The organism is Pantoea sp. EEL5 (genome assembly GCF_049892805.1).
In the GTDB taxonomy this organism is placed as follows: Bacteria; Pseudomonadota; Gammaproteobacteria; order Enterobacterales; family Enterobacteriaceae; genus Pantoea; species Pantoea ananatis.
Genome location: NZ_JBNDNJ010000007.1, coordinates 38,742 through 65,449, shown reverse-complemented (window position 1 = coordinate 65,449; position 26,708 = coordinate 38,742). Strand labels below are relative to the sequence as shown.

Annotated in this window: 24 protein-coding genes and 1 riboswitch; of the genes, 10 read left to right on the top strand and 14 right to left on the bottom strand. The window is 55.9% G+C overall.

The window, feature by feature from the left end:
• Window positions 1–292: 292 nt before the first annotated feature.
• From ACPXSQ_RS20135 to ACPXSQ_RS20110, 6 genes are all read left to right on the top strand, one after another.
• The gene (locus tag ACPXSQ_RS20135) at window positions 293–1,393 is read left to right on the top strand and encodes an ABC transporter ATP-binding protein (RefSeq protein ID WP_014594833.1); all 1,101 of its coding nucleotides are present in this window, start codon (window positions 293–295) and stop codon (window positions 1,391–1,393) included.
• On the top strand, window positions 1,390–2,256 hold the full coding sequence (locus ACPXSQ_RS20130) for an ABC transporter permease (RefSeq protein WP_014594834.1): 867 nt from the start codon (window positions 1,390–1,392) through the stop codon (window positions 2,254–2,256). Before ACPXSQ_RS20135 ends, ACPXSQ_RS20130 begins: the two co-directional genes overlap by 4 nt.
• On the top strand, window positions 2,256–3,092 hold the full coding sequence (locus tag ACPXSQ_RS20125) for an ABC transporter permease (RefSeq protein ID WP_014594835.1): 837 nt from the start codon (window positions 2,256–2,258) through the stop codon (window positions 3,090–3,092). Before ACPXSQ_RS20130 ends, ACPXSQ_RS20125 begins: the two co-directional genes overlap by 1 nt.
• Window positions 3,093–3,123: 31 nt before the next feature.
• Window positions 3,124–4,227: an extracellular solute-binding protein gene (locus ACPXSQ_RS20120; protein WP_426144254.1), complete on the top strand. Its 1,104-nt coding sequence runs from the start codon at window positions 3,124–3,126 to the stop codon at window positions 4,225–4,227.
• Between the two features lie 37 nt (window positions 4,228–4,264).
• Window positions 4,265–5,011 (top strand): glycerophosphodiester phosphodiesterase family protein, encoded by a 747-nt coding sequence (locus ACPXSQ_RS20115; protein ID WP_013027616.1) that lies wholly within the window; start codon window positions 4,265–4,267, stop codon window positions 5,009–5,011.
• A gap of 199 nt (window positions 5,012–5,210) precedes the next feature.
• The gene (locus tag ACPXSQ_RS20110) at window positions 5,211–6,290 is read left to right on the top strand and encodes a porin (protein ID WP_013027617.1); all 1,080 of its coding nucleotides are present in this window, start codon (window positions 5,211–5,213) and stop codon (window positions 6,288–6,290) included.
• Between the two features lie 106 nt (window positions 6,291–6,396).
• On the opposite strand, the gene ACPXSQ_RS20105 is transcribed toward ACPXSQ_RS20110, so the two are convergent.
• From ACPXSQ_RS20105 to ACPXSQ_RS20090, 4 genes are all read right to left on the bottom strand, one after another.
• Window positions 6,397–7,332 (bottom strand): alpha/beta hydrolase, encoded by a 936-nt coding sequence (locus ACPXSQ_RS20105; RefSeq protein WP_013027618.1) that lies wholly within the window; start codon window positions 7,330–7,332, stop codon window positions 6,397–6,399.
• A gap of 170 nt (window positions 7,333–7,502) precedes the next feature.
• A complete protein-coding gene (locus ACPXSQ_RS20100; RefSeq protein WP_015699351.1) occupies window positions 7,503–7,841 on the bottom strand; it encodes a hypothetical protein in 339 nt (112 codons plus the stop codon).
• Window positions 7,842–7,871: 30 nt separating this feature from the next.
• Window positions 7,872–9,215, bottom strand: coding sequence for a cation:proton antiporter (locus ACPXSQ_RS20095; protein ID WP_013027620.1), 1,344 nt, complete (start codon window positions 9,213–9,215; stop codon window positions 7,872–7,874).
• 61 nt (window positions 9,216–9,276) lie between these two features.
• Window positions 9,277–10,485, bottom strand: coding sequence for an MFS transporter (locus tag ACPXSQ_RS20090; RefSeq protein ID WP_014594837.1), 1,209 nt, complete (start codon window positions 10,483–10,485; stop codon window positions 9,277–9,279).
• A 93-nt stretch (window positions 10,486–10,578) separates the two neighbouring features.
• On the opposite strand from ACPXSQ_RS20090, the gene ACPXSQ_RS20085 reads away from it, so the two are divergent.
• Complete coding sequence (locus ACPXSQ_RS20085) at window positions 10,579–11,511, top strand: LysR family transcriptional regulator (protein WP_014594838.1); 933 nt, start codon at window positions 10,579–10,581, stop codon at window positions 11,509–11,511.
• A gap of 61 nt (window positions 11,512–11,572) precedes the next feature.
• On the opposite strand, the gene ACPXSQ_RS20080 is transcribed toward ACPXSQ_RS20085, so the two are convergent.
• The 8 genes from ACPXSQ_RS20080 to ACPXSQ_RS20045 form a co-directional block, all read right to left on the bottom strand.
• Window positions 11,573–12,076, bottom strand: coding sequence for a TIGR00645 family protein (locus ACPXSQ_RS20080; RefSeq protein WP_426144290.1), 504 nt, complete (start codon window positions 12,074–12,076; stop codon window positions 11,573–11,575).
• Window positions 12,077–12,130: 54 nt separating this feature from the next.
• Window positions 12,131–14,806 carry a two-component system sensor histidine kinase KdpD gene (gene kdpD / locus ACPXSQ_RS20075; protein WP_013027624.1) on the bottom strand — a complete coding sequence of 892 codons (2,676 nt, stop codon included), beginning with the start codon at window positions 14,804–14,806 and terminating at the stop codon, window positions 12,131–12,133.
• A 13-nt stretch (window positions 14,807–14,819) separates the two neighbouring features.
• Window positions 14,820–15,389, bottom strand: coding sequence for a potassium-transporting ATPase subunit KdpC (gene kdpC, locus ACPXSQ_RS20070; RefSeq protein ID WP_014594840.1), 570 nt, complete (start codon window positions 15,387–15,389; stop codon window positions 14,820–14,822).
• A gap of 10 nt (window positions 15,390–15,399) precedes the next feature.
• On the bottom strand, window positions 15,400–17,445 hold the full coding sequence (gene kdpB / locus ACPXSQ_RS20065; RefSeq protein WP_013027626.1) for a potassium-transporting ATPase subunit KdpB: 2,046 nt from the start codon (window positions 17,443–17,445) through the stop codon (window positions 15,400–15,402).
• 2 nt (window positions 17,446–17,447) lie between these two features.
• Window positions 17,448–19,130 carry a potassium-transporting ATPase subunit KdpA gene (kdpA, locus tag ACPXSQ_RS20060; RefSeq protein WP_013027627.1) on the bottom strand — a complete coding sequence of 561 codons (1,683 nt, stop codon included), beginning with the start codon at window positions 19,128–19,130 and terminating at the stop codon, window positions 17,448–17,450.
• Window positions 19,130–19,219: a K(+)-transporting ATPase subunit F gene (gene kdpF, locus ACPXSQ_RS20055; RefSeq protein WP_015699348.1), complete on the bottom strand. Its 90-nt coding sequence runs from the start codon at window positions 19,217–19,219 to the stop codon at window positions 19,130–19,132. The genes kdpA and kdpF overlap by 1 nt, the downstream gene beginning before the upstream one ends.
• Before the next feature lie 110 nt (window positions 19,220–19,329).
• Window positions 19,330–20,496, bottom strand: coding sequence for an HD-GYP domain-containing protein (locus ACPXSQ_RS20050; protein WP_019106351.1), 1,167 nt, complete (start codon window positions 20,494–20,496; stop codon window positions 19,330–19,332).
• Window positions 20,497–20,643: 147 nt separating this feature from the next.
• Window positions 20,644–21,147, bottom strand: a complete 504-nt coding sequence (locus tag ACPXSQ_RS20045; protein ID WP_028724494.1) for a GNAT family N-acetyltransferase — start codon at window positions 21,145–21,147, stop codon at window positions 20,644–20,646.
• A 71-nt stretch (window positions 21,148–21,218) separates the two neighbouring features.
• Here ACPXSQ_RS20045 and ACPXSQ_RS20040 point away from each other — a divergent pair, with 71 nt between their 5' ends.
• Window positions 21,219–23,051, top strand: coding sequence for an ABC transporter ATP-binding protein (locus tag ACPXSQ_RS20040; RefSeq protein ID WP_014594844.1), 1,833 nt, complete (start codon window positions 21,219–21,221; stop codon window positions 23,049–23,051).
• Here ACPXSQ_RS20040 and ACPXSQ_RS20035 read toward each other — a convergent pair.
• Entirely contained in the window at window positions 23,048–24,172 is a 1,125-nt protein-coding gene (locus tag ACPXSQ_RS20035) for a GNAT family N-acetyltransferase (protein ID WP_029569256.1), read from the bottom strand. The two genes, ACPXSQ_RS20040 and ACPXSQ_RS20035, sit on opposite strands and share 4 nt — an antisense overlap.
• A gap of 181 nt (window positions 24,173–24,353) precedes the next feature.
• Here ACPXSQ_RS20035 and ACPXSQ_RS20030 point away from each other — a divergent pair, with 181 nt between their 5' ends.
• On the top strand, window positions 24,354–24,959 hold the full coding sequence (locus ACPXSQ_RS20030) for an alpha/beta hydrolase (protein ID WP_072138376.1): 606 nt from the start codon (window positions 24,354–24,356) through the stop codon (window positions 24,957–24,959).
• A 29-nt stretch (window positions 24,960–24,988) separates the two neighbouring features.
• Here the strand turns inward: ACPXSQ_RS20030 and crcB are convergent, their stop codons facing one another.
• Window positions 24,989–25,366, bottom strand: coding sequence for a fluoride efflux transporter CrcB (gene crcB, locus ACPXSQ_RS20025; protein ID WP_015699341.1), 378 nt, complete (start codon window positions 25,364–25,366; stop codon window positions 24,989–24,991).
• A 93-nt stretch (window positions 25,367–25,459) separates the two neighbouring features.
• Window positions 25,460–25,536, bottom strand: a riboswitch (Fluoride riboswitch).
• A gap of 244 nt (window positions 25,537–25,780) precedes the next feature.
• On the opposite strand from crcB, the gene ACPXSQ_RS20020 reads away from it, so the two are divergent.
• Window positions 25,781–26,698, top strand: a complete 918-nt coding sequence (locus ACPXSQ_RS20020) for a nucleoside hydrolase (RefSeq protein ID WP_015699339.1) — start codon at window positions 25,781–25,783, stop codon at window positions 26,696–26,698.
• Window positions 26,699–26,708 lie beyond the last annotated feature (10 nt).

Below are 26,708 nucleotides of genomic sequence, written 5' to 3'. Positions count from 1 at the left end.
CCACGCATTGCCCCCGGCTAACCTCATCACTGCATTTCAGGACAGCGTTCCCCCGCTGTCCTGCCCTCTGTGCGCTTGCTGATACAACAACCTTGTTCTTCGCCTCAAATATTAATCACAACGCATTAAAATAGTTAGCGCGTTAAACGTACGATTTCAAAGTAACCCTTCATTTAACTGTTATATATAGGTTTTAAAAACTTAATAAATTCTTAACCTGTCTGAAATTGCTTAAATTCACTACAGCAAATTATTATGCGTCTCGCATTAATTAAGAAGTCCCTGGCATTATATGACGGAGCAGCCCAACGTGAACACGCTAGAAATACACAATGCCATGCTGACGTTCGACGATTTTGTCGCGCTGAACGGCATTTCACTGCAGGCCAAAAAAGGACAATTTGTTTCCCTGCTTGGCCCATCTGGCTGTGGCAAAACCACGCTGCTTAAAGTTATTGCCGGCTTTTACAGTCTTGATAGTGGCGAAGTACTGATCCACCAGCAGGACATGCATCATGTAAAACCTGAACATCGCGACACGGCGATGTGCTTTCAGTCCTATGCGCTTTTTCCTCACCTTTCCGTTGCTGAAAATATCGGGTTTGGCCTCAAGCAAATGAAGATGGCGAAAACGGACATTCACGATCGCGTCGCGCAGACCGCCGCTCAGGTATCGCTGAATGCGCATTTGCCTAAACTGCCAGCACAGTTATCCGGCGGTCAGCAGCAGCGCGTGGCGCTTGCCAGAGCGCTGGCCGTGCGTCCGGAAATCGTGTTGTTTGATGAGCCGCTGTCAAATCTGGATGCCAAATTACGCGACAAGGTACGACTGGAGATCAGACAGCTTCAGCGCTCCCATGGGTTTACCGCCATTTATGTTACCCACGACCGTGCAGAAGCCTTGTCGATGTCTGACATTGTAGTGGTCATGAATGCCGGAAAAATTGAGCAAACCGGTACGCCGGATGAGATCTATTATTCCCCGGTAAACCGCTTTGTCGCCGGTTTCGTCGGTCAGGCTAACGTCATGAAAGCCCGCGTACTGGATAGCGACAGCAGCACCGGTATTTATCGCATTGCGTGCGTACTGGGCGAAATGGAGATTCATAGCCATGTGCCGCCCGTCTCGGACAAGGTCTATACCTTCTGGCGCCCTGAGGATGCCTTACTCAGCGAACACAGTGCCGGGAAAAACACGCTGGCCTTCGAGATCGGTCCGGTGAGTTTTCTGGGCAACCTTTCTGAACTCCAGGTTCATCCGCTGGGCCATGAAGAAACGGAATATCAGTGGTGTATCCAGCTGGTCGGTAAAAACCACATCCGCGAAGGTGACAACGTTAATTTCTCTATTGCGCCAGACAAGATCCGCTTTTTACGGGAAAGCTATTCATGAAAACGCGCAACCGGAACAGGCTCTGTTGGTTGCTGGTCCTGCCTGCGGTCGCGCCGGTCATCATCACTCTGGTGCTGATTGTGATCATGGCGTTGGCGCAATCCGTTGGCCTGTTTAATTTTGGCGCACCGGCGCACTTCACGCTTCAGTACTGGCAAACCATTCTGAATGACAGCCAGCTGTGGCGCGCGACAGGCTATTCGCTCAGAATCGGCGTGCTGAGTGCAGTGCTGTCCGTTGCCCTGGCGCTTCCGCTGGCACTGTGGCTGAGAAAGCCGTTTCCCGGCTCGATGCTGATGGGCGGCTTACTCAAAGCCCCGCTGATGGTACACGGACTGGTGGCTGCGCTGCTGTTTATCAACCTGATTTCCTGGCAGGGCTTTATTAACCTGGGCTTGCTCAAGCTGGGGATCATCTCGCACCCCATCAGAATGCAGAATGACCGCTGGGGAATTGGCGTGATTATTTTGCAGGTCTGGAAACAGCTTCCCTATGCGCTGCTTATCATTACCGGCAGCCTGCGCGCGATTGGTGACGAAATTTTTAATGCCGCGCGGGATTTAGGCGCCGGCAAGACTGCCCGGTTGTTACAGATCATCCTGCCCTTATCTATCAAGTCCGTTCAGGTATCGCTGGTGCTGATCTTCATCGGCGCCTTGGGTGACTTTTCATTTCAGGTCGTTGCGGGGCCAACCAGCGTGTTCTCTCTTTCGCAATACATGCTGCGCTTCCCTGAAATCAGCGCGCAGGGCTGGAATCTTGCGGCCGTTGTCGCGGTAATTTTGATGCTGGCGGCTTTTATCGGTGCAGTGGTGCTTGCCACCCTGGCGAAGTGGCTACAACAAGCCGGAGAACAGAGATAATGAAAGCCAGAGAGACGTTATCCCCGCTGCGAATCGTCATGATGATCCTTATCACCGCCCTGTTTATGCTGTGGCTGGTTATTCCCTTTATGTTGACCGTCCTGTGGTCACTGGTCGATAAAACCCATCCGTGGGCATGGCCAGACGCCCTGCCGCCGGTTCTCTCACTGGGACGCTGGGTGGAGGTATGGACCACGACCGCGTTACCCCAGGCGCTCAGGAACAGCTATTTACTGGCGGCAACCGTCTCCGTCTGCACGCTGATGTTGGCTCTGCCTGCCGCGTGGGCGTTTGGCAGAATGTCGTTTACGGGCAAACACCTTTTACAGAATGCGATCTTACTGCCGCTTATCGTTCCGGGCTTTGTCGTCGCGCTGTTTTTTTCCATGTTGCTCAACGTGGCGGGCATTCACAGCCGGTTTGGTGGCATTTTGCTGGGGCATATTATTATCTTGATGCCTTATGCCGTGCGCATTCTGACCCTGTCATTTTCGCAGATACGCCAGGACACGCTCGATGCAGCACGAGATATGGGCGCTTCGGTGATCAACCGTTTTTTAGTGGCCTGCCTGCCCACCATCAGACCGGGAATATTTGCTGCATTAATTATTGTCTTTACGTTATCAATAGAAGAGTTCGCCATAAGTTTCATTGTTGGCTCACCCGATTTTATTACCGTCCCTACCATTCTGTATTCTTATCTGGGTTATAACTTTATTCGACCCAACGCGGCGGTTATTTCTTTAATGCTGGTTGTGCCAAATGTCATGTTGATGTTGATTGCAGAAAAATTACTGACAAAAAATCCTGTCGCCTCCTTTGCAGGAAAAGGCTGACAGTCTTTAACACGCGTTATTGGGGAAAAATATGTTCAGACTCGTTGCTGCAATATTATTGCTGGCCGGGGCTTTCTGTAGCCAGGCTCAGGATTTAACCTCGATGAACTGGGAACAGATTGTCGAACAGGCGGAAAAAGAAGGGAAATTAACCTGGTATCAATGGTATTACCAGGACCGTTTAAAAGAGCAGGTCAGCCTGTTTGAAAAACAGTACGGTATTAACGTTACCCTGTCTGAAGGCACATTACAGGGCAACATTAATAAACTCATGGCCGACCGGGGACGGGAAACGGGCGATATTGATGTGTTTTCGATTGGCGGGGGCGCATTCGGTACCGTATCGCCTCAGCAAACGTTTTTTGGCCCGCTTAATACACTGCTGCCGGAAGGCAAAACCCTGAACTACACCATTGAGGGAACGGACAGTAAAGGCTATGGCGTGGCATTTTGGGGCAACCAGACCGGTCTGGCCTACGATTCGCGCCGCCTGAAAGAAAGTGAGTTGCCACGAACCCTGCCGCAGATTACGTCCTTCCTGCAAAGTCATCCTCAGGAATTTGGCTTCAACGTTGAAAACGGCGGTTCCGGCCCGGCCTTTATTGAATCGGTAACGCGCACGCTGGTACCGGGTTTTGATTTCACCAAAGGCGACGCAGATGTAAAAAGCCTGACGGCTCTGCAGCCCGCCTGGAACTGGTTCAAACAGCAGCGCCCCAACTACATCATTACGGCCTCCAACGCCGACAGCGTCACCCGACTGGTCAGCGGTGAGTTCCTGCTGGTCCCCGCCTGGGAAGATTACCTAGTGGGATTAGAAAACCACGGTGAAGTCCCGAAAACTATCCGGCTGTATATCCCCGATTTCGGCATGCCCGGCGGCGGAAATATGGTGGCGATACCTAAAAACGCGCCCCACAAAGCGGCAGCGTTGCTGTTTATCCACTGGTTGACGCTGCCCACCACCCAACGGCTGTGCCAGCAGGTTTATGGCATTACGCCTCAAAACAAAGAAGTGAATCGTGATGCCGGGCTGATCAACAGCAAAGAGCGCGTTCATGGCACTCAGTTCATGCCTAAACCGCTGGGTGATGAAGTCAGGACCGAATTCTCTAACCAGGTTTTGCTTAAGTAGACCTGCGATAAAACCCTAACAGAAGGTAAAGCCAAGAATGTCGACCAAAAAACACCCTGCACGCGTAGTGAACGCCCGCCTGATTGCCCATCGGGGAGCACCGCTGCTGGCACCGGAAAACACGCTACCTTCGTTTCAGGCGGCGGTTGAACGCGGAGCGACGTGGATAGAGGTGGATGTCAAACTCACCAAAGATATGCACCCGGTCATTATTCATGACGATTCCGTAGACCGGACAACGAATGGCAAAGGCTATGTGGCAAATTTAACCCTGGATGAGATCCGGTCGCTGGAGGCTGGCGTGTGTTACGGCCACCTCTTTAAAGGCGTGAAAGTGCCTACGCTGGCTGAAACTGTGGGCTTTGTACTGGATAAAGGCGTCGGGCTGCAACTGGAAATCAAACCCACCTCCGGGCAGGAAGTGGAAACGGCGGAGATTGCGATCGCTCAGTTGAAGTCGCTGTGGCCAGCGAGCGAGAAGAAGTTATTTATCAGCAGCTTCTCTGAGATTTCGCTGCAGGTTGCCGCCAGGCTGATGCCTGACGTACCGCGTGGGCTGGCGGTTTGCGTCCCGCCAAAAGACCCGGCGGCGCTCCTCGCCAGAACAGGTTGCCAGATCCTGCATTTCCTGGGTGACTTCGCAACGGACGAAGACCTGACGCGCCTGGCCCGTTCAGGTATTGAATTCGCGATTGCCACAATCAACGACCCGGTGCTTGCCCGAAAATATATTGATGCGGGCGCACAAACGGTATTAAGCGATATACCCGACTTGGCATTTTGAATAAAAAGTTCATCAGGATGCTCTCTGCCTGAATGCAATAACACCAGGGAAAGCCATTATAAAAAATGGCCATAAATTTTATGGCCGCTATACCCATTTTATTATTTAGTCATTAAATAAGACGAAAGTGATATTGAAATAAATACCGCCCTGAGCGGTAACATCCTCATGCTTCAGTTAACTGATAAGGGTAGATGATATGCACAATAAAATAAAAACAGTCGCGCCGTATGCAATGTGTTTTCTGGTCTCATTTTCTGCATGCTCCGCCGAGATTTATAATAAAAGTGGAAATAAGCTCGACCTGTACGGTAAAGTCGATGCGCGCCATGTTTTCTCAGATAATATTGCAGAAGATGGCGACAACTCTTATGCACGCCTGGGTTTTAAAGGTGAGACGCAAATTAATGATAAGCTTACCGGTTATGGTCAATGGGAATATAATTTCCAGCTGAATCACAGTGAAGGCGGTAGCGATGCGCAAACGGGTAATGCCACACGTTTAGGGTTTGCCGGTCTGAAACTCGCCGACTTCGGCTCGTTCGATTATGGCCGTAGCTTTGGGGTACTGTATGTTGCCTCTGCCTATACGGATATGGCACCGATCTACGGTTCCGGCACCATGACCACCAACGATAACTTCCTGTCAAAACGCTCAACCGGCCTCGCGACCTGGCACTCTCCGGACTGGGGCGGGTTAAAGTTAACCCTGCAGTATCAAGGGAAAAATGACCGCTCAACCGCCAAACTGGCTAACGGAGATGGTTACGGTGCTGGCCTGACTTACAGCATTACCGATGGGCTGAGCATTGCGGCAGCAGGGATGAAAGCAAAACGGACACTGACTCAGCAAGCTGACGGTCAGGGAGACGATGCCACCGCCTGGGTAACCTCTGCAAAATATGACGCCAACCAGATCTATCTGGCCGCCATGTATGGCGAAGCCAATGACGTTACGCCTTATGGACAGCTGGCACAGGTCGCCGACAAAACCCATAACTTTGAGGCGATTGCACAGTACCAGTTCCTGAACGGTTTGCGCCCTTCTGTCGGTTTTGTCACGCAGCGTGGCGAAAACCTGCAGGGCGCTGGGAATTTTGCCGGGGGCAGCCAGACGATGCAGAAATATATTGCGGTGGGCACCTATTACTACTTCAACAAGAACATGCTGACCTACGTGGACTACCGCATTAACTTACTGAAGGAAAACGATTTTACGCGCGCCACCGGCATTACGACGAAAAACAGTATCGGTATGGGCCTGACCTATCAATTCTGATCCGCCTGTTGCTGCTTCGTCCTGTGTTGCTTCAATCCTGATCATCGCTCATTTAGCGAGGCCGGCAAATGCCGGCTTTTTTTACGCCTGCCGCAGGAAGCGTCAGTCAGGACAGAACGGAGGCGTGCCTGACCGCCAATGCGCCCTGACTGAGGTTTTCCAGCCATTTAACATAGGCCTGATCCCACAGCGCGGCAGGTGTACCCGCTTTGCCGAGTCCAAAACCATGCCCCCCGCTGGACAGCTGAATCAGCTGCACCGGTACGCGGTTGCGGCGACAGGTGTCACGCATGAGCTGGGTGTTAAAGGGTTTTGAGGTGTGATCGTCTCCGGCCTGAGCCAGGAACGTGGGCGGATAGAGATTCGTCACATAGTTTTGTACTGACCAGCTGGCTTCTTCTTGCGGACTGGCGTCATTGCCCACCATCATAAGGTGCGTGTTGGTATGCTGATAGGGCGCTTCAAGCGTAATCACCGGGTAAATCAGCCCAACACTGTCGGCTTTAGGGACTTCCTGATCCAGCCTGTCCACCGGCGGATATGACTGAAATTCCGGGCGCGCCGCCGCCATGCCCAGTAAATGCCCCCCAGCCGAAAACCCCAGGACATGCACTTTTCGTTCAAACGAACGTATCAGGCGCAGCGCGCGCTGTGCATCCTGTAAGGGCGCGAGGTTGCCAGCCTGCCATTTCTCGCGCGGTAAGCGGTAGCTGAGCACATAGGCGGTATAACCGTTAGCATTTAACCAGTGCGCGACGGGCCAGGCTTCGCGTCCCATACCAATCCACCGGTAGCCTCCCCCGGCCGCAATCAGCACCGCTTCGCCATTGGGATTTTCTGGCCTGAAGCGTTGAATCGCCGGGCTGACAATATTCGACCATGAACCCCAGGCGTCCACGCGCAATGTTCCAGACGGCCCACCGCCGCCGGGCGGTTCGTCCGGCCAGAGAGGAATAATATCATCGCGGGCAAACAGTTTGCTGGTAGCCAGTGAAAGCGCAAGCGCTCCTGTGCCGAAAATAAAGCGTCGACGCGTAATCATGATGCCTGTTAAATCAATGCCATAAAGGTCAGCCGACCCTTTTGGCCCGCTGCGTTTTTATTATGTATCGCACATTTGGTTAAGACGCTGGCGATTATGTACGCAATCGGTAGGGAAAATCCATTAAAAAACGCGCCATTTTAGCGCGTTTATTGGCGAATTAACTGCGGTTAATCTTCCTGCTGAAACTGCGTCATCACCGTTTGTTCACACTGTTGAGTATTGGTGCGGAGTTTGGCGCGTTCTTCATCACCCAGCTGCAGCCAGGCGCTGGCCACTTCATTGGCCAGCTCTTCATCAAATTCAGGCTTGCTGACGGCAGAGGAGGACTGCGATCCTGCCACGCTGGCCTTCATTTTTTCCACATACTGGTCGGCTGTCGAAACGCTTTTTTCACTGCTGACAATGTGACACAGCTGGCTTGCATACACGCTTTCTTCACTATTGTCTTCCGCCAGCGCACTGCCCGACGCCAGCATGCTCAGCAACAGTATCTGAGATATTTTCATCATCTACTCCCGTTATCAGTTAATTCACTCTCATGACTGGCGTTGTTTCGCCTCCAGTCGGGCCTGGCGCCAGTTGAGCAGCGGCGTCACCGAAATGCCGTGAACCACGATACTGCACACCACCAGCGTCAGCGCCATATCAGCCATTATCGTTGCTTCTGCGCCCCCCATGCCATGGACCCAGGCGAACGCAATATAGTTAAGGCTCCCAATACCGCGGATACCCAGCCAGCCAATCAGCAACCGCTGAGGAAGCGGCATGCCCGTCCCGAGGGTAACCAACCACACCGCCAGGGGGCGCACCACGATAAACAGCAGCAGTCCAAGGAAGATGCCCTGAATGTTCCAGTGGTATGCCATGGTTACGCCCAGTACCACCATCATGATGGCAGCCAGCAAACGTTCAATAGTATCGCCAAAAGAAAGCGCGTCGCCTACTACTAAACCAACGGATTTCACCATGCCACTGCTGCGTTGCTGCAGGCGCTTGTTGGGATTGACCAATGCCTCTGCAGGCAGTAACCGATCGTCGTCCGACATATCGTCTGGCTGGTAACGTTTAAAGACGCCCAGCTCAGCACGGCGCAGCCCAAGACCGGCGGCAAAGGTGGCCAGAAAGCCTGAAGCACCCAGCCATTCCGCCAGGGCGTAGCTAAGCGCGATCAACGCCAGCGCCAGAAAGTCGTTGGGGGCGCAATCCCCATGCGCATTGCGAAGCCGGGTGGCCAGTAAGCCAACGAGTCGGCCCAGGCCAAATCCCAGCAGGATACCGCCGCCGATGGCCCACACGACGTCGACAGCAGCCCAGTGCGCCAGCATGCCTGCACTGAGGTTTTCGCCGTTGAACAGCAGCAAAGCCAGCACCAGCAACGGCAGCGCTGAACCATCATTCATGCCCGCCTCGCTAGAAATGGCGACGCGCAAGGCGTCATCGTCCTGCGCGTCGCTCACCGAAATCAGGCTAGCCAGTACCGGGTCGGTGGGCGCAACAATTGCGCCAAACGCCAGTGCAACGGGCCAGGACAACCCGACCAGCCAATGAGACAGCAGCGTCATGGCCGCCACCGTCATCAACATCGCCGGAAAGGCCAGTAAGCCTCCGGCTCGCCAGCTTTTCGCTTTAAGCGGCAAGCGTAATTTGAGCCCCGTAATAAACAGTGACGCAGCCATCGTGATTTCGGTAATGTGCGTCACCAGTTCCGCATGGCGAATGATATCAATCTCGATAACATCAAACATCCACGGCCCACAGGCGATCCCGGCTAACAAGAAAAGACCAAAAGAGGTCACTGGGCCACGGTGGATCCACCCTGATGCCAGTGACATTAATAACAGAAGACAGCCCGTCGCGGCTGTCCAGGCAATAAAGTTCATAACGCACCGTTTTAATTGAGTTTATGACTAAGCCTGGCACATTTGCTGACGGGCGGAAGGATCAGTCCTTGAGGTGACGACTGGCGAGCCGCACCATCAGACTGGCAGCGGCGGCAAGCGTGGACAACACCACAACGCCATTCCAGCCCCAGTGGGCAAGCGCCAAGCTGCCCAGCGCTGCACCGCTGGCCATGCCGATAAACACGATGGTAAACAGTAGGGCGTTAAGACGACTACGTGCATCGGGTACCAGACCATAAATCAGCGTTTGATGGGCGACCAGCGTGGCCTGCACGCCTAAGTCGAAACCAAGCGTGCTGATAACGATGACGACCAACTGACCGGGGAGCGACAGCAGCGGCAGCAAAAACATCAGGGCGAAGGCCGCCGTGACCAGGCCGGCACCAAACTGGGTCACGCGTGCCGGGCCGAGTCGATCGGCCAGGTTACCCGCCAGCGGCGCGGCCAGTGCACCCGCCGCCCCTGCCAGACCAAAGGCACCGGCGATGGCACTGTCAAAGTGAAAACGTTCGCTGAGCATGATCGCCAGCGTAGACCAGAAGGCGCTGAAGCTGACAGAAAGCAGTCCCTGAGCCAGGGCCGCGCGCCGCAGGGTCTGGTGTTCGCGCCACAGGTGAACCAGCGATAAAAGCAGGCGGGGATAGCTTACCGACGTGCCGGGCGTAAAGCGCGGCAGTACACGCCACAACGTCAGGCTAATCAGAAACACAGCCAGGGCCGCGATAATATACATGGTGCGCCAGCCAAAATACTCTGCCACCACGCCGCTGACGACCCGGGAGAGTAAAATGCCTACCAGTAATCCCGTCATTACCGTACCCACGGTTTTACCCCGGCTGTGCGCCGGTGCCAGCGCCGCCGATGCCGGAACAATATCCTGCGCCACGGTCGCCGTCAGGCCGGTGACAAAGCTGGCGATGAGCAGCGCGCTGATACCGCCGGAAAACCCACACAGCAGCAGCGCCATCACCAACAGCAGCCCTTTGATCAAAATTATCGTGCGGCGATCGTGGCGATCGCCAAGCGGGGCCAGCAGCAGAATACCTAAAGCATACCCGGCCTGCGTTAGCATCGGCACCATGCCTACGGTGCTCACACTGACCTGAAACTGCTTACCGATGATATCCAGCATCGGCTGACTGTAGTAAATCGAGGCCACGCTCAGGCCCGCGCCGGCAGCCAGCGTAAAGACCAGGGGGGCGGGCAGGCGTTCAGTTGAGTGGGGAGTCATAGTTTTTACCGCTGACATGGTTACATCCTCAAAAAATAGTGTGGCAAGTAAAGCCTGTTTTTGACATACGCGGTAGACTAATAAAAAGCAAAACTGTTATACGTGGAACGCATGAGCAATTTCAGTAACAGCGATCGTATCGAACTGATGCACACCTTTATTCGCATTGTCGAAAGCGGCAGTTTGTCTGCCGCAGCGTTGCAACTGGGTATTACGCAACCGACAATCAGTCGCCGGTTGCAGTCTCTTGAGCAGGGGCTGGGGCTGAAACTGATTCTGCGCACCACCCATGCGCTAAAGCTGACTGATGATGGTGAGCGTTGCTATGCACAGGCCCGGCAGCTCCTGGCAACCTGGCACGCGCTGGAAGATGAACTGACCGGCGCCGGCAGCGATCCGGTTGGCATTTTGCGGGTGCGCGCGCCCCACGCTTTTGGCCAGGATCAGCTGGTCACACCGCTGGTGAACTTTATGCGCCGCTATCCGCGTTTGCGCATTGAATGGATGCTGAACGACAGGACGCCAGACTTCGTCGCCGAGAACGTGGACTGTGCGATTCAGGTGGGGGCGCTGACCGACCCTTCTGTTGTAGCCGTGCTGCTGGCCGAAGTGCCGCGCATTGTTGTCGCTGCGCCCGCGCTGCTTCAGCAATATCCCCCGATTAACCAGGTGGCGCAACTGGGCGATTTGCCGTGGCTGGCGCTGACGAGTTTCTACCGTAACGAGATCGCATTACAACATAAAGACAAGGGGGAACCGATGAATCTGCCTATCGTTCCCCTGCTCAGCAGCGACAGCCTCTTCGCCGTGCGCAAAGCTGCGCTGGCGGGGCTGGGAACCGCTATTCTGTCGACATGGGTCATTCAGGAGGATCTGGCACAGGGCAATCTGATTCAGCTTATGCCGGAATGGCAGGCTCCCCCGTTGCCAGTCTGGCTGACCTATCCCTGGGCGAGCTATTATCCCGCCAGGCTGACCGCCTTCTTTGCCATGATCAAAGCGGTATTTCCGCATCTGACGGGCGCGCGGCCCGCTTCAGGCTGAAACAGGCCTCCCCCACCGGGGAAGCCGTGGAACCAGACGGCGTCCAGGGGGTTGCCGTCGATCAGACGTTTTTCTTTTCCGCTCGCGACATGTTGTCCAGCCAGCCCATCACGAAGGCAGACAGGACAAAGGTCAGGTGGATGATGACGTACCACATCAGCTTGTCGTTTTCGACATTGCGCGCATCCATAAACACCCGCAGCAGGTGAATGGAGGAAATCGCCACAATCGAGGCCGCGACTTTATTTTTCAACGAGCCGGAATCCATCTTGCCCAACCAGCTCAGCTTCTCTTTGCCCTCGTCAATGTCGAGTTTGGACACAAAGTTTTCGTAGCCTGACAGCATAACCATGACCAGCAGCCCACCCACCAGCGTCACATCCACCAGCGACAGCAGCAGCAAAATCAGATCGTTTTCTGCAATGCTAAAAATGTTGGGCAACAGGTGAAAAATTTCCTGGAAAAATTTGACGGTGAGCGCCAGCAGTCCCAGCGAAAGTCCAATGTAAACCGGAGCCAACAACCAGCGCGATGCATACATCAGGTTTTCGGTAAAACGTTCCATAATTTCCCAATCATAATCAGTAAGGTCGCGCATTATAACCGATCATCTGTGAAGTTATTTCAAGCCTTCAGGAGAAATTTCAGGAACGGGTGGAAGTGGTAAAGAGAGACGAAAGCAGGCACCGCCTTCAGCACGATTTTCCGCCCAGATCTGACCGCCGTGGCTTTCGATAATCGTTTTACAAATCGCCAGTCCCAGCCCAACGCCCGGTACGGCCGATTCTTTATCACCGCGTGAAAATTTGTCGAAAATCCGCGTCAGGTCGTTTTGGGCGATGCCCGGCCCGCCGTCCCAGATGGCGATTTCCAGCCGGGTATTTTCACACCAGGCACGTATGCCGCGGGGCGCACAGTTGCCAGCGTACTTCAGGCTGTTTTCAATCAGGTTGGTAAATACCCGCTCCAGCAACGTACTGTCGCCTTTGATCAGGACAATATCTTCAGGCAGATCGAGTTCGACCTCTCTTCCCTTGAGCGACGGCGCCATGCTACTGAGCGCGCCACCAATCACCTCTTCCAGCGCCAGCCACTCTTCGCGTAAATTCAGGCCGCCTGACTGAATACGCGCCATATCCAGCATGTTGCTGACCAGACGAATGGTACTCAGGGTTTGTTCACGAATCTGGCTGGCCTGGGGCACATACTTTGAGTTATCGCTGGCCAGGTCCAGCATCAGCATTTCTGCCTGACCAAACAGCACCGTCAGCGGGGTACGTAAATCATGGGAGAGCGCCGACAGCAAAGCATTACGCAGCTGCTCACGTTCAGCTGACAGCCGGGAAGCCGCCTCACTCTGGGACAGCGCCATCCGCTCCAGGGCATTGGCAATCAGCACGGTGAAGGTTTCCAGCAGCCGTTGCTGTTCCGGCACCATCAGCTGACGCACATTCTGCGGTTCAACCACCAGCAATCCGCGACACAGATCGCCCACTTTCAGCGGCAGAATCTGATAGGGCACCGCCGGTAAGGTGTCCGTGCCTGCGCCTGCTGGCTGGCCCTTGCTGAAGCTCCATTTCGCGATAGCCCAATCCGGTTCGTTGCCCGGCAGCGCGTTGCCCAGCGTGTGCAGTTCGCCCTGCTCATCGGGTAGCAGCAGCAGGCATCGCGCCTGTAAGGTCGCCTCCAACACCCGCTGGCTGGTCGCGGCGATATCTTCAGGCGTCAGGCCGCTTCCCAGCGACTTGGCCATTTCGTAAAGCTGCCGCGTGCGCTGCTCCCGGTAGCGGGCAACCCGCGCCTGGTAGCGAACGCCGGCCGTCAGGTTGCCAACAATGACCCCGACCGCCAGCATCACCCCAAAGGTCACCAGGTATTGCAAATCCGAGACCGCGACCGTGCCGGTAGGTGCGACGAAAAACAGGTCAAAGGCAATGATGTTCATGACGGTGGCGATAACGGAGGGCCATCGTCCATAGCGCAACGCGACGATCACCACCGCCAGTAAATAGATCATCACACAGTTGGCCGGATCGAAGCTGATCAGCACCGACTGCCCTGCGGCGGTGACCACAATACACAGCACCAGCGCCATCAGGACGCCGCGCAGCTGCAGCCGCCATTTGTCGCTGTTAACCCGATCCTCGGCTAACGGATGGGGCGCATCCTGGATAGGCTCATTGAGCGCCACGACCAACAGATCCAGATCGGGACCCAACTGCCCCAGCCGCTCGGCAAAGCTGTCACGCCGCCAGCGGCGCGCCGGGCGTCGGCCTGTCACAATCTTACCCAGATTATGTTCCCGCGCGTAACGCAGGACCGCCTGCGCCTCATCAGGGTCGGACAGCGTCGCCGTCTCCGCCCCCATATCCTGCGCCAGCTTCAGCGTGCGTAAAATGGCCCGACGCCGCGCTTCCGGTAGCCGGTTAAGCCGGGGCGTTTCCACGTAAACGGCATGCCATTCGCTGCCCAGCCTGGCGGCCAGCCGCGCCGCCGTCCGCACCAGTTTTTCACTGCCGGTATCGTCCCCAATACACAATAAAATGGCATCACGCGTGTGCCAGACCCGATCGCGGCCTTGACTGTCGCGCCAGGCGCGCATCTGGTCATCGACCCGGTCGGCAGTGCGGCGCAGCGCCAGCTCACGCAGGGCATACAGGTTGCCCTTACGAAAGAAATTTTCGATGGCGCGTTCGGCACGATCGCCAATGTAGACCTTGCCCTCTTTCAGGCGCTGGCGGAGATCGTCAGGCGGGAGATCAACCAGTACCACTTCATCGGCAGCGTCGAAAAAGGGATCGGGAACGGTTTCACGCACCTGAATGCCGGTGACGCCACCGACCACATCATTCAGACTTTCCAGATGCTGAACATTCACTGTCGTCAGGACATCAATGCCCGCCTCCAGCAGTTCCTCAATATCCTGCCAGCGTTTGGGATGACGTGAGCCCTTCACGTTCGTGTGCGCCAGCTCATCCATCAAAATTACTGCCGGATGGCGCGCCAGCGCGGCATCAAGGTCGAACTCCGCATGCCGCGAACGGCCCGTCGCCCGGCGCGGCAACAGCACCAGTCCGTTAAGAAGCTGCGCTGTTTCCGGACGTTCGTGCGTTTCCACTACGCCCACCAGCACATCCAGCCCCTGGGCACGCAGCCGCTGCGCCTCCTGCAACATGGCATAGGTTTTTCCTACGCCCGCACAGGCGCCAAAATAGATTTTCAGTTTGCCGCGATGGCTGTCGCTGCTGGTCTGCAGCAGCGCATCCGGATCGGGGCGCAGCGGTTCGTGGTTCATAGCATCCTTACAGTTATTTGAGGTCGTTCAGCGCCAGATTAAGCTGCAGCACATTGACAGTCGGTTCGCCGATAAAGGGCAGCAGCGGGCGCTGCGTCATGCTGTCTACCAGGGCATCCACTTTCGCCAGCGGCAGCTGACGTGCCGCCGCGATACGCGGTGCCTGCCACAGCGCAGCCTCAGGCGAAATCTCCGGGTCCAGTCCACTGGCCGAGGTGGTTACCAGCTCGACCGGTACCGCCCCGTTAGCCTGCGGATTCGCCGTGCGCAAAGCCGCCACGCGCTCGGCTACAGCCTTATCCAGCGCCGGGTTGCTGGCCGCCAGGTTGCTGCCGCTGGAGGCCAGAGGATTATAAGGCTTATCACCGGTTGCAGAAGGACGCCCCCAGAAATAACCGGGCTGGCTAAAATTCTGACCAATCAGCGCTGATCCCCGTTCTTCGCCATCGACATTCAATACTGACCCGTTAGCCTGCCAGGGAAACAGCAGTTGCGACAGTCCCGTGGTAAGCAAAGGATAAACGACGCCGCACACAACCGTTAGCAGCAAAAGCAGGAAAATCGCCGGACGTAACTGACTCATTTTAATCTCCTCAGGCCATACCAGACAGCACGAGCAACATATCAATCGCTTTGATGCCGACAAAGGGCACCAGCAGCCCACCTAACCCATAAATCAGTAAATTACGGCGCAACAGCGATGCGGCACTCAAGGGGCGATAGCTGACACCTTTAAGCGCCAGAGGGATCAGGAATACAATCACTAGGGCGTTAAAAATCACGGCCGACAGGATGGCCGATGCGGGCGAGTGCAGCTGCATCACGTTGAGCATATTTAACTGTGGATAGGTTGCAGCAAAGGCGGCCGGGATGATGGCGAAATACTTGGCAACGTCATTGGCGATACTGAAGGTGGTCAAGGAACCGCGCGTCATCAGCATCTGCTTACCAATGTGCACCACTTCCAGCAGTTTGGTGGGGTTCGAGTCCAGATCGACCATGTTGCCCGCTTCTTTCGCCGCCTGAGTACCCGAGTTCATGGCGACCGCCACGTCCGCCTGGGCCAACGCTGGCGCGTCATTGGTGCCGTCACCGGTCATCGCGACTAAGCGCCCCTCCGCCTGATACTGACGAATCAGTGCCAGCTTGGCTTCCGGCGTCGCTTCTGACAGAAAGTCATCCACCCCTGCCTCTGCCGCGATGGCGGCGGCGGTGAGCGGGTTATCACCGGTGATCATCACGGTTTTAATGCCCATCTTGCGCAGTTCCGCAAAACGTTCTTTGATGCCACCTTTAACGATATCTTTTAGCGCCACCACGCCCAGCACCTTTGCGCCTTCCGCCACCACCAGCGGTGTGCCACCGGCCCGCGCCACCTCTTCAACCCGGGCGTTCACCTCAGCCGGAAAGGCACCGTGGCTGGCTTCAATATGACGGCGCACCGCATCGACCGCACCTTTACGGATCAGGCGGTCCTGTACGTTGACGCCGCTCATACGGGTTTGAGCCGAGAAGGGAATAAAGCTGGCGCCCATGCTGCTCAGGTCACGTTCACGCAGGTTAAACTTTTGCTTCGCCAGCACCACGATGCTGCGCCCTTCCGGCGTTTCATCCGCCAGGGACGCCAGCTGCGCCGCATCCGCCAGCTGTTCTTCCGTGACGCCGGGAGCCGGTAAAAACTGCGTTGCCTGACGGTTACCCAGCGTGATGGTGCCGGTTTTATCCAGCATCAGCACATCCACGTCGCCAGCGGCTTCAACAGCGCGGCCACTGGTGGCAATGACGTTAGCGCCCAGCATCCGGCTCATCCCGGCCACGCCGATAGCGGACAGCAGACCGCCAATGGTGGTCGGGATCAGGCATACCAGCAGCGCCACCAGTACGGTGATGGTGACCGGCGTGCCGCCCCAGGCTGAAAAAGGCCACAGCGTGACGGTGGCTAACAGAAACACAATGGTGAGCGACACCAGCAGAATGGTCAGGGCAATCTCATTCGGGGTTTTACGACGCTGTGCGCCTTCGACCATGGCGATCATCCGGTCCAGGAAGGTTTCGCCTGGGTTGGCGCTGCAGGTAATGACCAGCCAGTCAGACAGAATGCGTGTCCCGCCGGTCACCGAGGCGAAATCCCCGCCCGATTCACGGATCACCGGTGCCGATTCACCGGTGATCGCGCTCTCGTCTACCGATGCGCCCCCTTCCACGACTTCACCGTCGCAGGGGATCACATCACCGGCCTCTACCAGCACGGCATCCCCTTTACGCAGCGCATCGGCCGCCACCTGCTGCCACGCTGCACCGTAGTGCGCCGCCGACAGTTTTTTGGCGAAGCTGGTCTTTTTAACGCCTTTCAGGCTGTTTGCCTGGGCTTTACTGCGCCCTTCCGCCAGGGCTTCTGCCATGTTGGCAAACAGCACGGTGAACCATAACCACAGGGCAATCGCGCCGGTAAAGCTGGCGCTGCCGCTCTGGTGTCCGGTAAACATCATTATGGCCAGAATCGAGGTCAGGATACTGCCCAGGTAAACCACAAACATGACCGGATTGCGAAACTGCACGCGAGGATCGAGTTTTTTTACCGCATCGATCGCTGAGGTACGTAACAGCGCTGCGTCAAACACCTGTTGTTGACGACTCATGATTATTGTCCCTGAATAAGTTGCAGGTGCTCGGCGACCGGACCCAGCGCCAGAGCAGGAATAAAGGTCAGCGCGCCGACCAACAAGACGGTACCAACCAGCAGTGCGATAAACAGCGGACCGTGCGTAGGGAGCGTGCCGTTACCTACCGGCTGCACTTTTTTCACCGCCATTGCCCCCGCAATCGCCATGACCGGAATAATGATGCCGAAGCGACCTACGAACATGCACACCGCCAGCAGCAGGTTCCAAAACGGCGTATTGGCGCTCAGGCCCGCAAAGGCGCTGCCATTGTTATTGGCGGCCGACGAAACGGCATACAGGACTTCACTAAAGCCATGCGTTCCGGGGTTTGCCATACCTGCGCGTCCGGCGTCGGTCATCATCGCAATCGCCGTACCGATCAACACCAGCGCGGGCGTGACCAGAATCGCCAGGGCCGTCATTTTCATTTCCCATACGTCGATTTTCTTGCCGAGGAATTCCGGTGTGCGGCCAATCATCAACCCGGCAATAAACACCGCCAGTAAGACAAACAGCAGCATCCCGTACAGACCGGCACCCACGCCGCCAAACACCACCTCGCCCAGTTGCATCAGCAGCATCGGCACCATACCGCCCAGCGCCGTAAACGAGTCATGCATCGCGTTTACCGCACCGCAGGACGCCGCCGTCGTAATCACCGCAAACAGGCTGGAGTTGAGAATGCCGAAGCGCGTTTCTTTGCCTTCCATATTGATGGCGCTGTCAGCCCCTAGCGTCAGAAAGTGCGGGTTGCCACGTAGTTCGGCCCACATCACCAGCGCAGCAGCCACGACAAACATCAACGTCATGGACCACAGCAACATTGAGCCCTGGCGCCGATCTTTAACGCTTTCGCCAAAGGCAAAGCAGAGTGCTGCAGGAATCAGGAAGATACTAAGCATCTGTACGAAATTGCTCAGCGCGGTAGGGTTCTCAAACGGATGCGCAGAGTTGACGTTGAAAAAGCCGCCGCCGTTGGTGCCCAGCATTTTGATGGCTTCCTGAGAGGCAACCGGCCCCATTGCCAGCGTTTGCTGCGCACCTTCCAGGCTGGTGACGTTGTGATACGGCAGGAAGTTCTGGATGCTGCCCTGGCTGACAAAAAACAGCGCCATCAGCAGGCTGATCGGCAACAGGACATAGAGTGTAATGCGCGTTAAATCGCGCCAGGCGTTGCCCAGGGTTGCCACCGAACGATTAGCAAAACCGCGAATCAGCGCAAACGCCACGGCGATGCCGGTGGCGGCGGAAACGAAGTTCTGCACCGTCAGCCCGACCATCTGGCTGAAGTAACTCAGGGTGCTTTCACCGGCATAAGACTGCCAGTTGGTGTTGGTGACAAAACTGATAGCGGTATTCAGCGCCAAATCCCAGCTCAGTCCGGGAAGATGTTGCGGATTGAGCGGCAACGCTCCCTGAAACATCAGGATGGCGAGCAGCACCACGAAGCCAAGCAAGTTGAACACCAAAATTGCCAGCAGGTAGTGCTGCCAGCGCATACCGCCTTCTTGTACACCCGAAAAACGCCACAGCAGGGCTTCAGCACGTGCAAAGAGGGGTTTATCGGCAACCAGCGCGGCCAGCCCACGCCCCAGCGGTTGCGCCATCACCATCAGCAACAGCAGATAAACCGCGATCAGTAAAAACGCATTGGCCGCCATCAGAAGGCCTCCGCATTTAACAGGGCATAGATCAGATAGCCCAGCAACAACACTACCAGCACAATGCCGGTTATTACGCCTGCACTCACAGCAACCTCCAGAGGATTGGATTTGCTGAGTAGCTTGCGCTGGCGCACATAAAGAAAGGGTTAAAATGCGGGTCGGGGATGTAAAAAATGTATAAAAACGACCCGCAATATCAGGCGGCGTCCAGCAACCAGATTCGGCGCAGATCGACGTTGTCCCAACGGCCGTTATCTTCGGCACACACAATGCTGTCAGTACAAAAACTGTCGCCCAGATCCAGCACCTCAGGTTTGATTTCCCGCTGCGCGTGCAGTGACCAGAAGACATGCACCGTAGGTCGCTGTAATGACTTATCGCCGACCTTCACCACCAGCGCAATGCGTCCAGACGCCAGGCGAACCAGGGAACCGACGGGATACATCCCTATCGTACTGACGAAAGCGTGCAGTAAGGTACTGTCGAAATGCCCCGGCCAGCTCAACATCATTTGCAGGGTTTTGGCTGGGGTCCAGCCTTTACGGTAAGGCCGCGTTGAGGTCAGCGCATCGTAAACGTCACAAATCGTCGCCATGCGGGAATACACGCTGATCTCATGGCCTTTCAGGCCATAGGGATAGCCGCTACCGTCATATTTTTCATGGTGATGCAGCGCGATATCCACAAGATCATCGCCTGCCTGTGCATCCATCAGCATTTGCGCACCGGCAATCGGATGTTCACGCATGATCTTAAACTCTTCGTCGTTGAGCGTGTCCGGTTTGTTGAGGATAGCGAGTGGTACGGCTGCCTTACCCAGGTCGTGCAGTAATCCGCCCATCCCCACCCGCTGAAGCTGCTGAGCATCCAGCCCCAGTTTTTTTCCAAAGGCGATCATGAGCCCACAGACCGCCATGGAATGCAGGTAGGTGTAATTGTCATGATCCTTTAGCTGCGCAACGCGTAACAGCGCAGAGGGCTCACGCTCAATAGAGCCCGCAATCTGATCGACAATGGCAATCATGTCATTGAGATTCAGACCATGGCCCAGGCGTGCCTCGCTGAACATGGCCAGCACTTTTGGCTTTCCCTGTTCAAAGATATGCTGCGCCTGCTCCATTTCCTGAGAAAAAGGCGCACGCAGGCCTGAATCGACCTTTTTCGGCACAGATGGCGTCACTGAAATCGATTTCTCCATATCGATCCATAAACGCTGTATGCCCTCATGACGAAACATCGAAACCTGACGTTGATCGGTGATCAACATCTGATTACGAATGCGTTTGTCTTTAAACCACCAGACTTCAAGCTTGTGGACGAACATACCCGGTTTTAGTTCGTCAATGGTGATGAGTTTAATCACAATCTCCCTCCAGAGTATCAGCGGGTGATATCGTGATATCGGCAGGCACTCGGTTTTGTGCAGGTCATTTTGTGCGAACTGTGGCACAGCACAAATTTTAGTCGTCGAAGGGAGATTTTTCCTGTTAACCGGTAAAAAAGAGCGTGGTCAGGCTGTCTCAGTGAGCAATTTTGCCATCATCACCACATCGTGAAATTTGCCTTCACGCAGTGACGCCTGGCGGCGGATGCCTTCGCGTTCAAAACCCAGTCGCTCATACAGCGCCAGCGCCCGGTGATTATCGTGAAACACCTCCAGTTCCATACGGGTGATGCCCAGCCAGTTGCGCGCATAATCCATGGCGTTACGAATCAAATGCTCTCCGATTCCCCGACCAGAGAAGGCGGGATCGACGCCAATACCGAAACTGATGCAGTGGCGGGTACGCGGATTATGATTGGTAAACAGCGTGAGTTCGCCCACCATTTCCCCCTCAACTTCGGCGATAAAATTGATAAAGCCTTCCGCATCCATCTTTGCAAACTTCTTTTCCCAGGTCGCGACGCTGGGGAAAGGCAACTGAAGCGTCCAGGGATAAACCGCCGGATTACCGTAAAGACGTTGGTATGCCGCAGCATCGCCAGGCTCGCGGCCGCGCAGAGTGATATCCATATTTAATCCTTTTTAATCGGGCGTACACATGCACTAAGCTGTAACTCTTCCCGAACGGAAAGAGTGACTCTATGTTGTATCGTCGTTTCGAACGTTTTATCAATATTTTTCAGGATGCGCCAACCGATATGCCGCCTTCACGGGTCTGGCCATTTTACTTTTACTATCTGCGTCAGGTGTGGCCGAGCTTCGCCGCACTACTGGTGGTGGGATTAATTGGCGCACTGATTGAGGTTGCACTGTTCAGTTATCTGAGCCGCATTATCGATTTGGTGAATCACGCTACGCCAGCAACGTTGTTCAGGGATAACTGGCAAACGTTGTTATGGATGGGCTGTGTCGCGCTGATACTGCGCCCGGTGTTTATTGCACTGCACGATATGCTGGTCCATCAGAGCATTAACCCCGGCATGACCAGTATGATCCGCTGGCAGCACCATAATTATGTCCTGCGGCAGAGCATGAACTTTTTTCAGAACGACTTCGCCGGGCGGATTGCGCAACGTATTTTGCAAACCGGTAATTCGCTGCGCGACTCGGCAGTACAGTTGGTGGATGCGATCTGGCATGTGCTGATCTATGCCGCAACGGCGATGGTCCTGTTTGCAGAAGCCGACTGGCGTTTGATGATTCCGCTGATAATCTGGATTGTGGCCTACGTTGCCGCGCTGCGCTTTTTCGTCCCCCGGGTAAAAGCCCGTTCGGTGGTGTCATCGGAGGCCCGTTCGAAGCTGATGGGCACCATTGTTGACGGCTATACCAACATCGCCACCATCAAGCTTTTCGCGCACAGCGATCTGGAACGTCAGTATGCCCGCGAAGCGATTCAGGAGCAGACGGATAAGACGCAGCAGGCTAACCGGATGGTGACCAGCATGGACCTCACCTTATCAACGCTGAACGGAATCCTGATTGTCTCAACGTCAGGACTGGCGCTGTGGCTGTGGAGCGAGTCGCTGATCAGCGTTGGTGCCATTGCCCTGGCAACCGGCCTGGTGATCCGCCTGGTCAACATGTCCGGCTGGGTGATGTGGGTGGTAAACGGGATTTTTGAAAACATCGGTATGGTGCAGGACGGGCTGAATACCATTTCACAACCGCTTAGCGTGCAGGATTCCTCAAAGGCAACACAGCTAAAGGTGACGCAGGGCGAGATTCGTTTCGACGCTATCCGTTTTGACTATGGCGGCGGCCGTCAGGTCATTGATGGCCTGAACCTGACCATCAAACCCGGAGAAAAAATTGGCCTGATTGGGCCTTCCGGTGCGGGTAAATCCACCCTGGTGAACCTGCTGCTGCGCCTGTACGACCTCAACGGCGGTCGTATCCTGATTGACGGTCAAAATATTGCTGAAGTGACGCAGGAGAGCCTGCGCAGCCAGATCGGGATGATCACCCAGGATACCTCGCTGCTGCATCGCTCTATTCGCGAAAACCTGCTGTACGGGCGACCAGATGCCAGCGAAGAAGAACTCCAGTTAGCCATTCATCGCGCCCGCGCCGATGAGTTTATCCCCTTGCTGTCGGATTCTCAGGGCCGGTTTGGTCTGGATGCACACGTGGGCGAACGCGGGGTGAAACTGTCAGGCGGGCAGCGCCAGCGCGTAGCTATCGCCCGTGTCCTGTTGAAAGATGCGCCGATCCTGATTATGGATGAAGCGACGTCCGCGCTCGATTCCGAAGTGGAAGCCGCGATTCAGGAAAGCCTGGAATCCCTGATGCAGGGCAAAACGGTGATTGCCATCGCCCACCGCCTGTCCACCATTGCCAAAATGGATCGTCTGGTGGTGCTGGAAAAAGGCCAGATTGTGGAAATCGGTAGTCACTCTGAGCTACTGGCTCAAAATGGCCTGTATGCCCGTCTGTGGCAGCATCAGACGGGAGGATTTGTTGGCGCAGATTAATCGCCGCGTCGATATGGCAGGGCGTCACGGGCTTCTTCGGCCCAAAGATGGACGCCTTGCCGCTCCTGCTGCAGAAAGTCATCCACGGCCGCGCGCAGGCCGGGATGGCACAGATAGTGCCAGGAGTGGGTCATCTGGGGTTCAAAACCACGTACCAGTTTGTGCTCGCCCTGCGCGCCCGCATCAAAGCGTTGCAGCCCTTCCGCAATGGCGAAATCCATCCCCTGATAAAAACAGGTTTCGAAGTGAAGCCGGTCAAATTCCGCCAGGCAGCCCCAGTAGCGGCCATACAGGCTTTGGCCGTCCTTGAGGTAAAAGGCCATCGCCGCCGGTTGTTGCTGCAGACGGGCAATGACCACGCGAATATTGTCCGGCAGCCTCTCAGCCAGCAGGCTGAAGAAGGCGCGGGTCAGATAGGGCCGCTGGCCGCGCACTGCATAAGTATTGGCGTAGCAGGTATAGACAAAGTCCCACTGATCCTCGCGCAGTTGATCGCCGCGATACCAGTCAAATTCAAAACCGCTCTGCACCACCTGCTCGCGCTCTTTTCGCAGCTGTTTACGTTTACGCGACATCAGCGTATCCAGGAAATCCTGAAAGTCGCGATAGCCTCGATTGTGCCAGTGATACTGGCAGCCCAGGCGTGACAGCCAGTCAGGTTGCGCCGCCAGCAAGGCGTTCGCTTGCGGGTCGGTGAAGTTGATATGCGCACCACTCAGCCCCTGTTCAGCCAGCGCGTCCGGGAGAGCCGCAAGCAGTCGGGCGGCGGCATCCGCTGCGCCGAGTACGCGTGCCCCTGTGACCGGGCTGAAAGGAATCGCGCCCAGCCATTTCGGATAGTACGGAATCCCGGCGCGCTGACAGGCATCTGCCCAGGCGTGATCGAAAACGTATTCACCCTGAGAATGAAACTTTTGATAACCGGGAAGCGCGGCGCGAAGCACACCGGCCTCACGCCAGAGAAGGTGATCGGGCTGCCAGCCCCTTTCCGGCCGGACGCTGCCACTTTCTTCCAGGCTCAGCAAAAACGCGTGGCGTAAAAAAGGCTGTTGATCGGGTAACAGCGCATCCCATTCAGCGGCAGAGATATCTGAAAGCGAACTCAGGTGGAACAACGACATGCATAACTCCAGACAGCAACCGATGACACGTCAGTCAAGCAGGTTTTAGGGTTCAGGGAAAGCAGAACGGCACGGAATGCCTCATGCCAACGCGCGACCTGAAGCGTCGTTAGGTTTTGACGTTAATCCCGCCAGCTGTTCAAATGCCTGCAGAATCTGACAAAACAGCGAAGGAACGGACATGGCAAAAGCATTGGTGATCTTCCTGCACGGCGTGGGCAGTAACGGCGACGATCTGGCCCCCATTGGCGACGACTGGGCAACCCTGCTCCCGGATGTGGCCTTTGCCTCACCGGATGCGCCTTACGTCTTTGAGCATGGCGCGGGCTATCAGTGGTTTAGCCTGGCCGGGATTACGCCGGAAAATCGCCCGGGTCGGGTGCGTGAAGCCCGCGAGGCCTTTGACCACGTTATTCGTCATCTGATGGCGCAGCACGGAATGGCAGATCGCTGGGAAAACGTCATTCTGGTGGGCTTTTCGCAGGGCTCAATTATGGCGCTGGATCTGCTGGCTTCCGGGCGTTATCCGCTCGCGGGCGTGGTGGCGTTTTCCGGACGCCTGGCCTTTGACGGCCCGCTGACGCCAGCACCTCACACGCCAGCCCTGATAATTCATGGCCGTGCTGATACGGTCATACCGGCCAGTGAAAGCGAGTCGGCGGCCACTCGCCTGAAGGCGGCTGGCGTCCTGGTCGAAGCGGTATTTGAGCCGCAGACCGGTCACACGATTTCGGGTCAGGGCGCGATGCACGCCGCCGGGTTTATTGCTCAGTGCTTGCAGGACTAAACCGCAGACATGCCGGTTTGGCCCTCAGGCTAGCCCAACAGGTTAATGAGCGCGAAACCGGCAAAACTCATCAGTAACGAGCCAATGACATGCACCAGCGCACTGCTCATCGCCCACAGGTATTTGCCGGTCTGCAATAAGGTCATTAACTCTGCTGTAAACGTGGAAAACGTGGTGAGCCCGCCGCATAAGCCCGTAATGATGAGTAACCGCCAGGCGGGATCGAGTGAGGGATTTTTGATAAACCAGGCCATTGCACCGCCAATCACGAATCCGCCAATCAAATTCACCAGCAAAGTCCCCGGTGGCAGATTGGGGAAAAACGCATTAAAACGCATACCGAACCACCAACGCAGTACACAGCCCACACTGCCGCCCAAAATCACAGCCAATAGCGGTTTTAACATCACAGACTCCATTTCAGGATTTGCGCAGAAGAGGGTGGAGGGCCAGAAAAAATGTATGCACCTGACACTCCAGCTCCCGCGAAAGGATTAAGGATAATGTCAGGCGTCATCAGCCGCAGGTTACGCCTGCAGGCGGTTGGGAAAGGTGGAACGCCATCACCTTATGCGCGCCATAATACGACGCCTTTTTCTGACTGGCAACCACAGTTGAGCGGGGAAATCAGCAATGCCAACCGACGCCGCCTGGACAGATGCCCCCGCTCAGGCTGCCGCAAAGCAGACGGTTTTGGGCCACACAATTCAGGTTTCCTCTTGAGCCGTTTTCCGCTTAAATGGTGACCTGCCAGCGGCCTTAAAGGGCCGTTTAATGCCCTTCACGCATAGCGAAGGGATGAGCCTGTTCTGGAGCGGCCTGTGCGAACTGTCATTTTAGATACTGATATCGGCGTAGACGATGCCTTTGCTCTGGCTTATGCCGCCCGCACCCAACATTTGCTGGGCATTACTACGGTGTTTGGCAACGTTGCCGTGGGACAGGCCGTGAAAAACGCCCGGCTGTTTTGCCACAAAATGGCGATTGAGGTGCCGGTATACCGGGGCTGTTCACGTCCATTGGCCCTGGCGCCGAGCGCGCCTGCCCGACTGCATGGTGAAGATGGTTTAGGTGACGCGTTTGATAATCCCTTCAGCGATGAGGCACCCGGTGCCGTTCAGTTTATTATCGACAGCGTGCGGGCCAGTCCGGGTGAAATCACGCTTGTCGCGATAGGTCCGCTGACCAATATCGCCAGCGCAATCAATCAGGCGCCGGATATTATTCCGCTGGTGAAAGAGCTGGTCATGATGGGCGGCGCATTTGGCACGGATGGGCACAGCGGGAATGTCACACCCTTCAGCGAATTTAATATCTGGAAAGATCCTCACGCCGCCGATCAGGTTCTCTCTTCCACCTTGCCGATCGTGGTGATCCCGCTCGATGTCACGCATAACGTCTTGATCCACAGCGATGAGGTCGATCGACTTCATCAACCCGTCCTGCATGCGATCTGCCGCCCCTATCTGGCATACAGCCTTGAGAAAGAAGGCTTTTCTGGTATGGCGCTGCATGACACGCTGACGATATCCTGGCTGTGTTTGCCTGACGCGTTCACGCTGGTGGAAAGCCCGCTTCGTGTCATTACGGAAGGCATTGCCTGCGGCCAGACGGTGCGTCAGTTGAGCGCCCTGGCGTCCCGGCATGATCCCTTCCGCAATCTGCCTCGACAGCGCATCGCACTGGGGGTTGATGCGGAGGCCGTGCGGAAACACTTTTTTCAGTTGCTCAGCCGATAAGCCTGGCGGC

Excerpts from the sequence above, each read along its gene's own strand:
- ACPXSQ_RS20135 (WP_014594833.1), top strand. The coding sequence starts at position 293 with ATGACGGAGCAGCCCAACGTGAACACGCTAGAAATACACAATGCCATG.
- ACPXSQ_RS20130 (WP_014594834.1), top strand. The coding sequence starts at position 1,390 with ATGAAAACGCGCAACCGGAACAGGCTCTGTTGGTTGCTGGTCCTGCCT.
- ACPXSQ_RS20125 (WP_014594835.1), top strand. The coding sequence starts at position 2,256 with ATGAAAGCCAGAGAGACGTTATCCCCGCTGCGAATCGTCATGATGATC.
- ACPXSQ_RS20120 (WP_426144254.1), top strand. The coding sequence starts at position 3,124 with ATGTTCAGACTCGTTGCTGCAATATTATTGCTGGCCGGGGCTTTCTGT.
- ACPXSQ_RS20115 (WP_013027616.1), top strand. The coding sequence starts at position 4,265 with ATGTCGACCAAAAAACACCCTGCACGCGTAGTGAACGCCCGCCTGATT.
- ACPXSQ_RS20110 (WP_013027617.1), top strand. The coding sequence starts at position 5,211 with ATGCACAATAAAATAAAAACAGTCGCGCCGTATGCAATGTGTTTTCTG.
- ACPXSQ_RS20105 (WP_013027618.1), bottom strand. The coding sequence starts at position 7,332 with ATGATTACGCGTCGACGCTTTATTTTCGGCACAGGAGCGCTTGCGCTT.
- ACPXSQ_RS20100 (WP_015699351.1), bottom strand. The coding sequence starts at position 7,841 with ATGAAAATATCTCAGATACTGTTGCTGAGCATGCTGGCGTCGGGCAGT.
- ACPXSQ_RS20095 (WP_013027620.1), bottom strand. The coding sequence starts at position 9,215 with ATGAACTTTATTGCCTGGACAGCCGCGACGGGCTGTCTTCTGTTATTA.
- ACPXSQ_RS20090 (WP_014594837.1), bottom strand. The coding sequence starts at position 10,485 with ATGTCAGCGGTAAAAACTATGACTCCCCACTCAACTGAACGCCTGCCC.
- ACPXSQ_RS20085 (WP_014594838.1), top strand. The coding sequence starts at position 10,579 with ATGAGCAATTTCAGTAACAGCGATCGTATCGAACTGATGCACACCTTT.
- ACPXSQ_RS20080 (WP_426144290.1), bottom strand. The coding sequence starts at position 12,076 with ATGGAACGTTTTACCGAAAACCTGATGTATGCATCGCGCTGGTTGTTG.
- kdpD (WP_013027624.1), bottom strand. The coding sequence starts at position 14,806 with ATGAACCACGAACCGCTGCGCCCCGATCCGGATGCGCTGCTGCAGACC.
- kdpC (WP_014594840.1), bottom strand. The coding sequence starts at position 15,389 with ATGAGTCAGTTACGTCCGGCGATTTTCCTGCTTTTGCTGCTAACGGTT.
- kdpB (WP_013027626.1), bottom strand. The coding sequence starts at position 17,445 with ATGAGTCGTCAACAACAGGTGTTTGACGCAGCGCTGTTACGTACCTCA.
- kdpA (WP_013027627.1), bottom strand. The coding sequence starts at position 19,130 with ATGGCGGCCAATGCGTTTTTACTGATCGCGGTTTATCTGCTGTTGCTG.
- ACPXSQ_RS20045 (WP_028724494.1), bottom strand. The coding sequence starts at position 21,147 with ATGGATATCACTCTGCGCGGCCGCGAGCCTGGCGATGCTGCGGCATAC.
- ACPXSQ_RS20040 (WP_014594844.1), top strand. The coding sequence starts at position 21,219 with ATGTTGTATCGTCGTTTCGAACGTTTTATCAATATTTTTCAGGATGCG.
- ACPXSQ_RS20035 (WP_029569256.1), bottom strand. The coding sequence starts at position 24,172 with ATGTCGTTGTTCCACCTGAGTTCGCTTTCAGATATCTCTGCCGCTGAA.
- ACPXSQ_RS20030 (WP_072138376.1), top strand. The coding sequence starts at position 24,354 with ATGGCAAAAGCATTGGTGATCTTCCTGCACGGCGTGGGCAGTAACGGC.
- crcB (WP_015699341.1), bottom strand. The coding sequence starts at position 25,366 with ATGTTAAAACCGCTATTGGCTGTGATTTTGGGCGGCAGTGTGGGCTGT.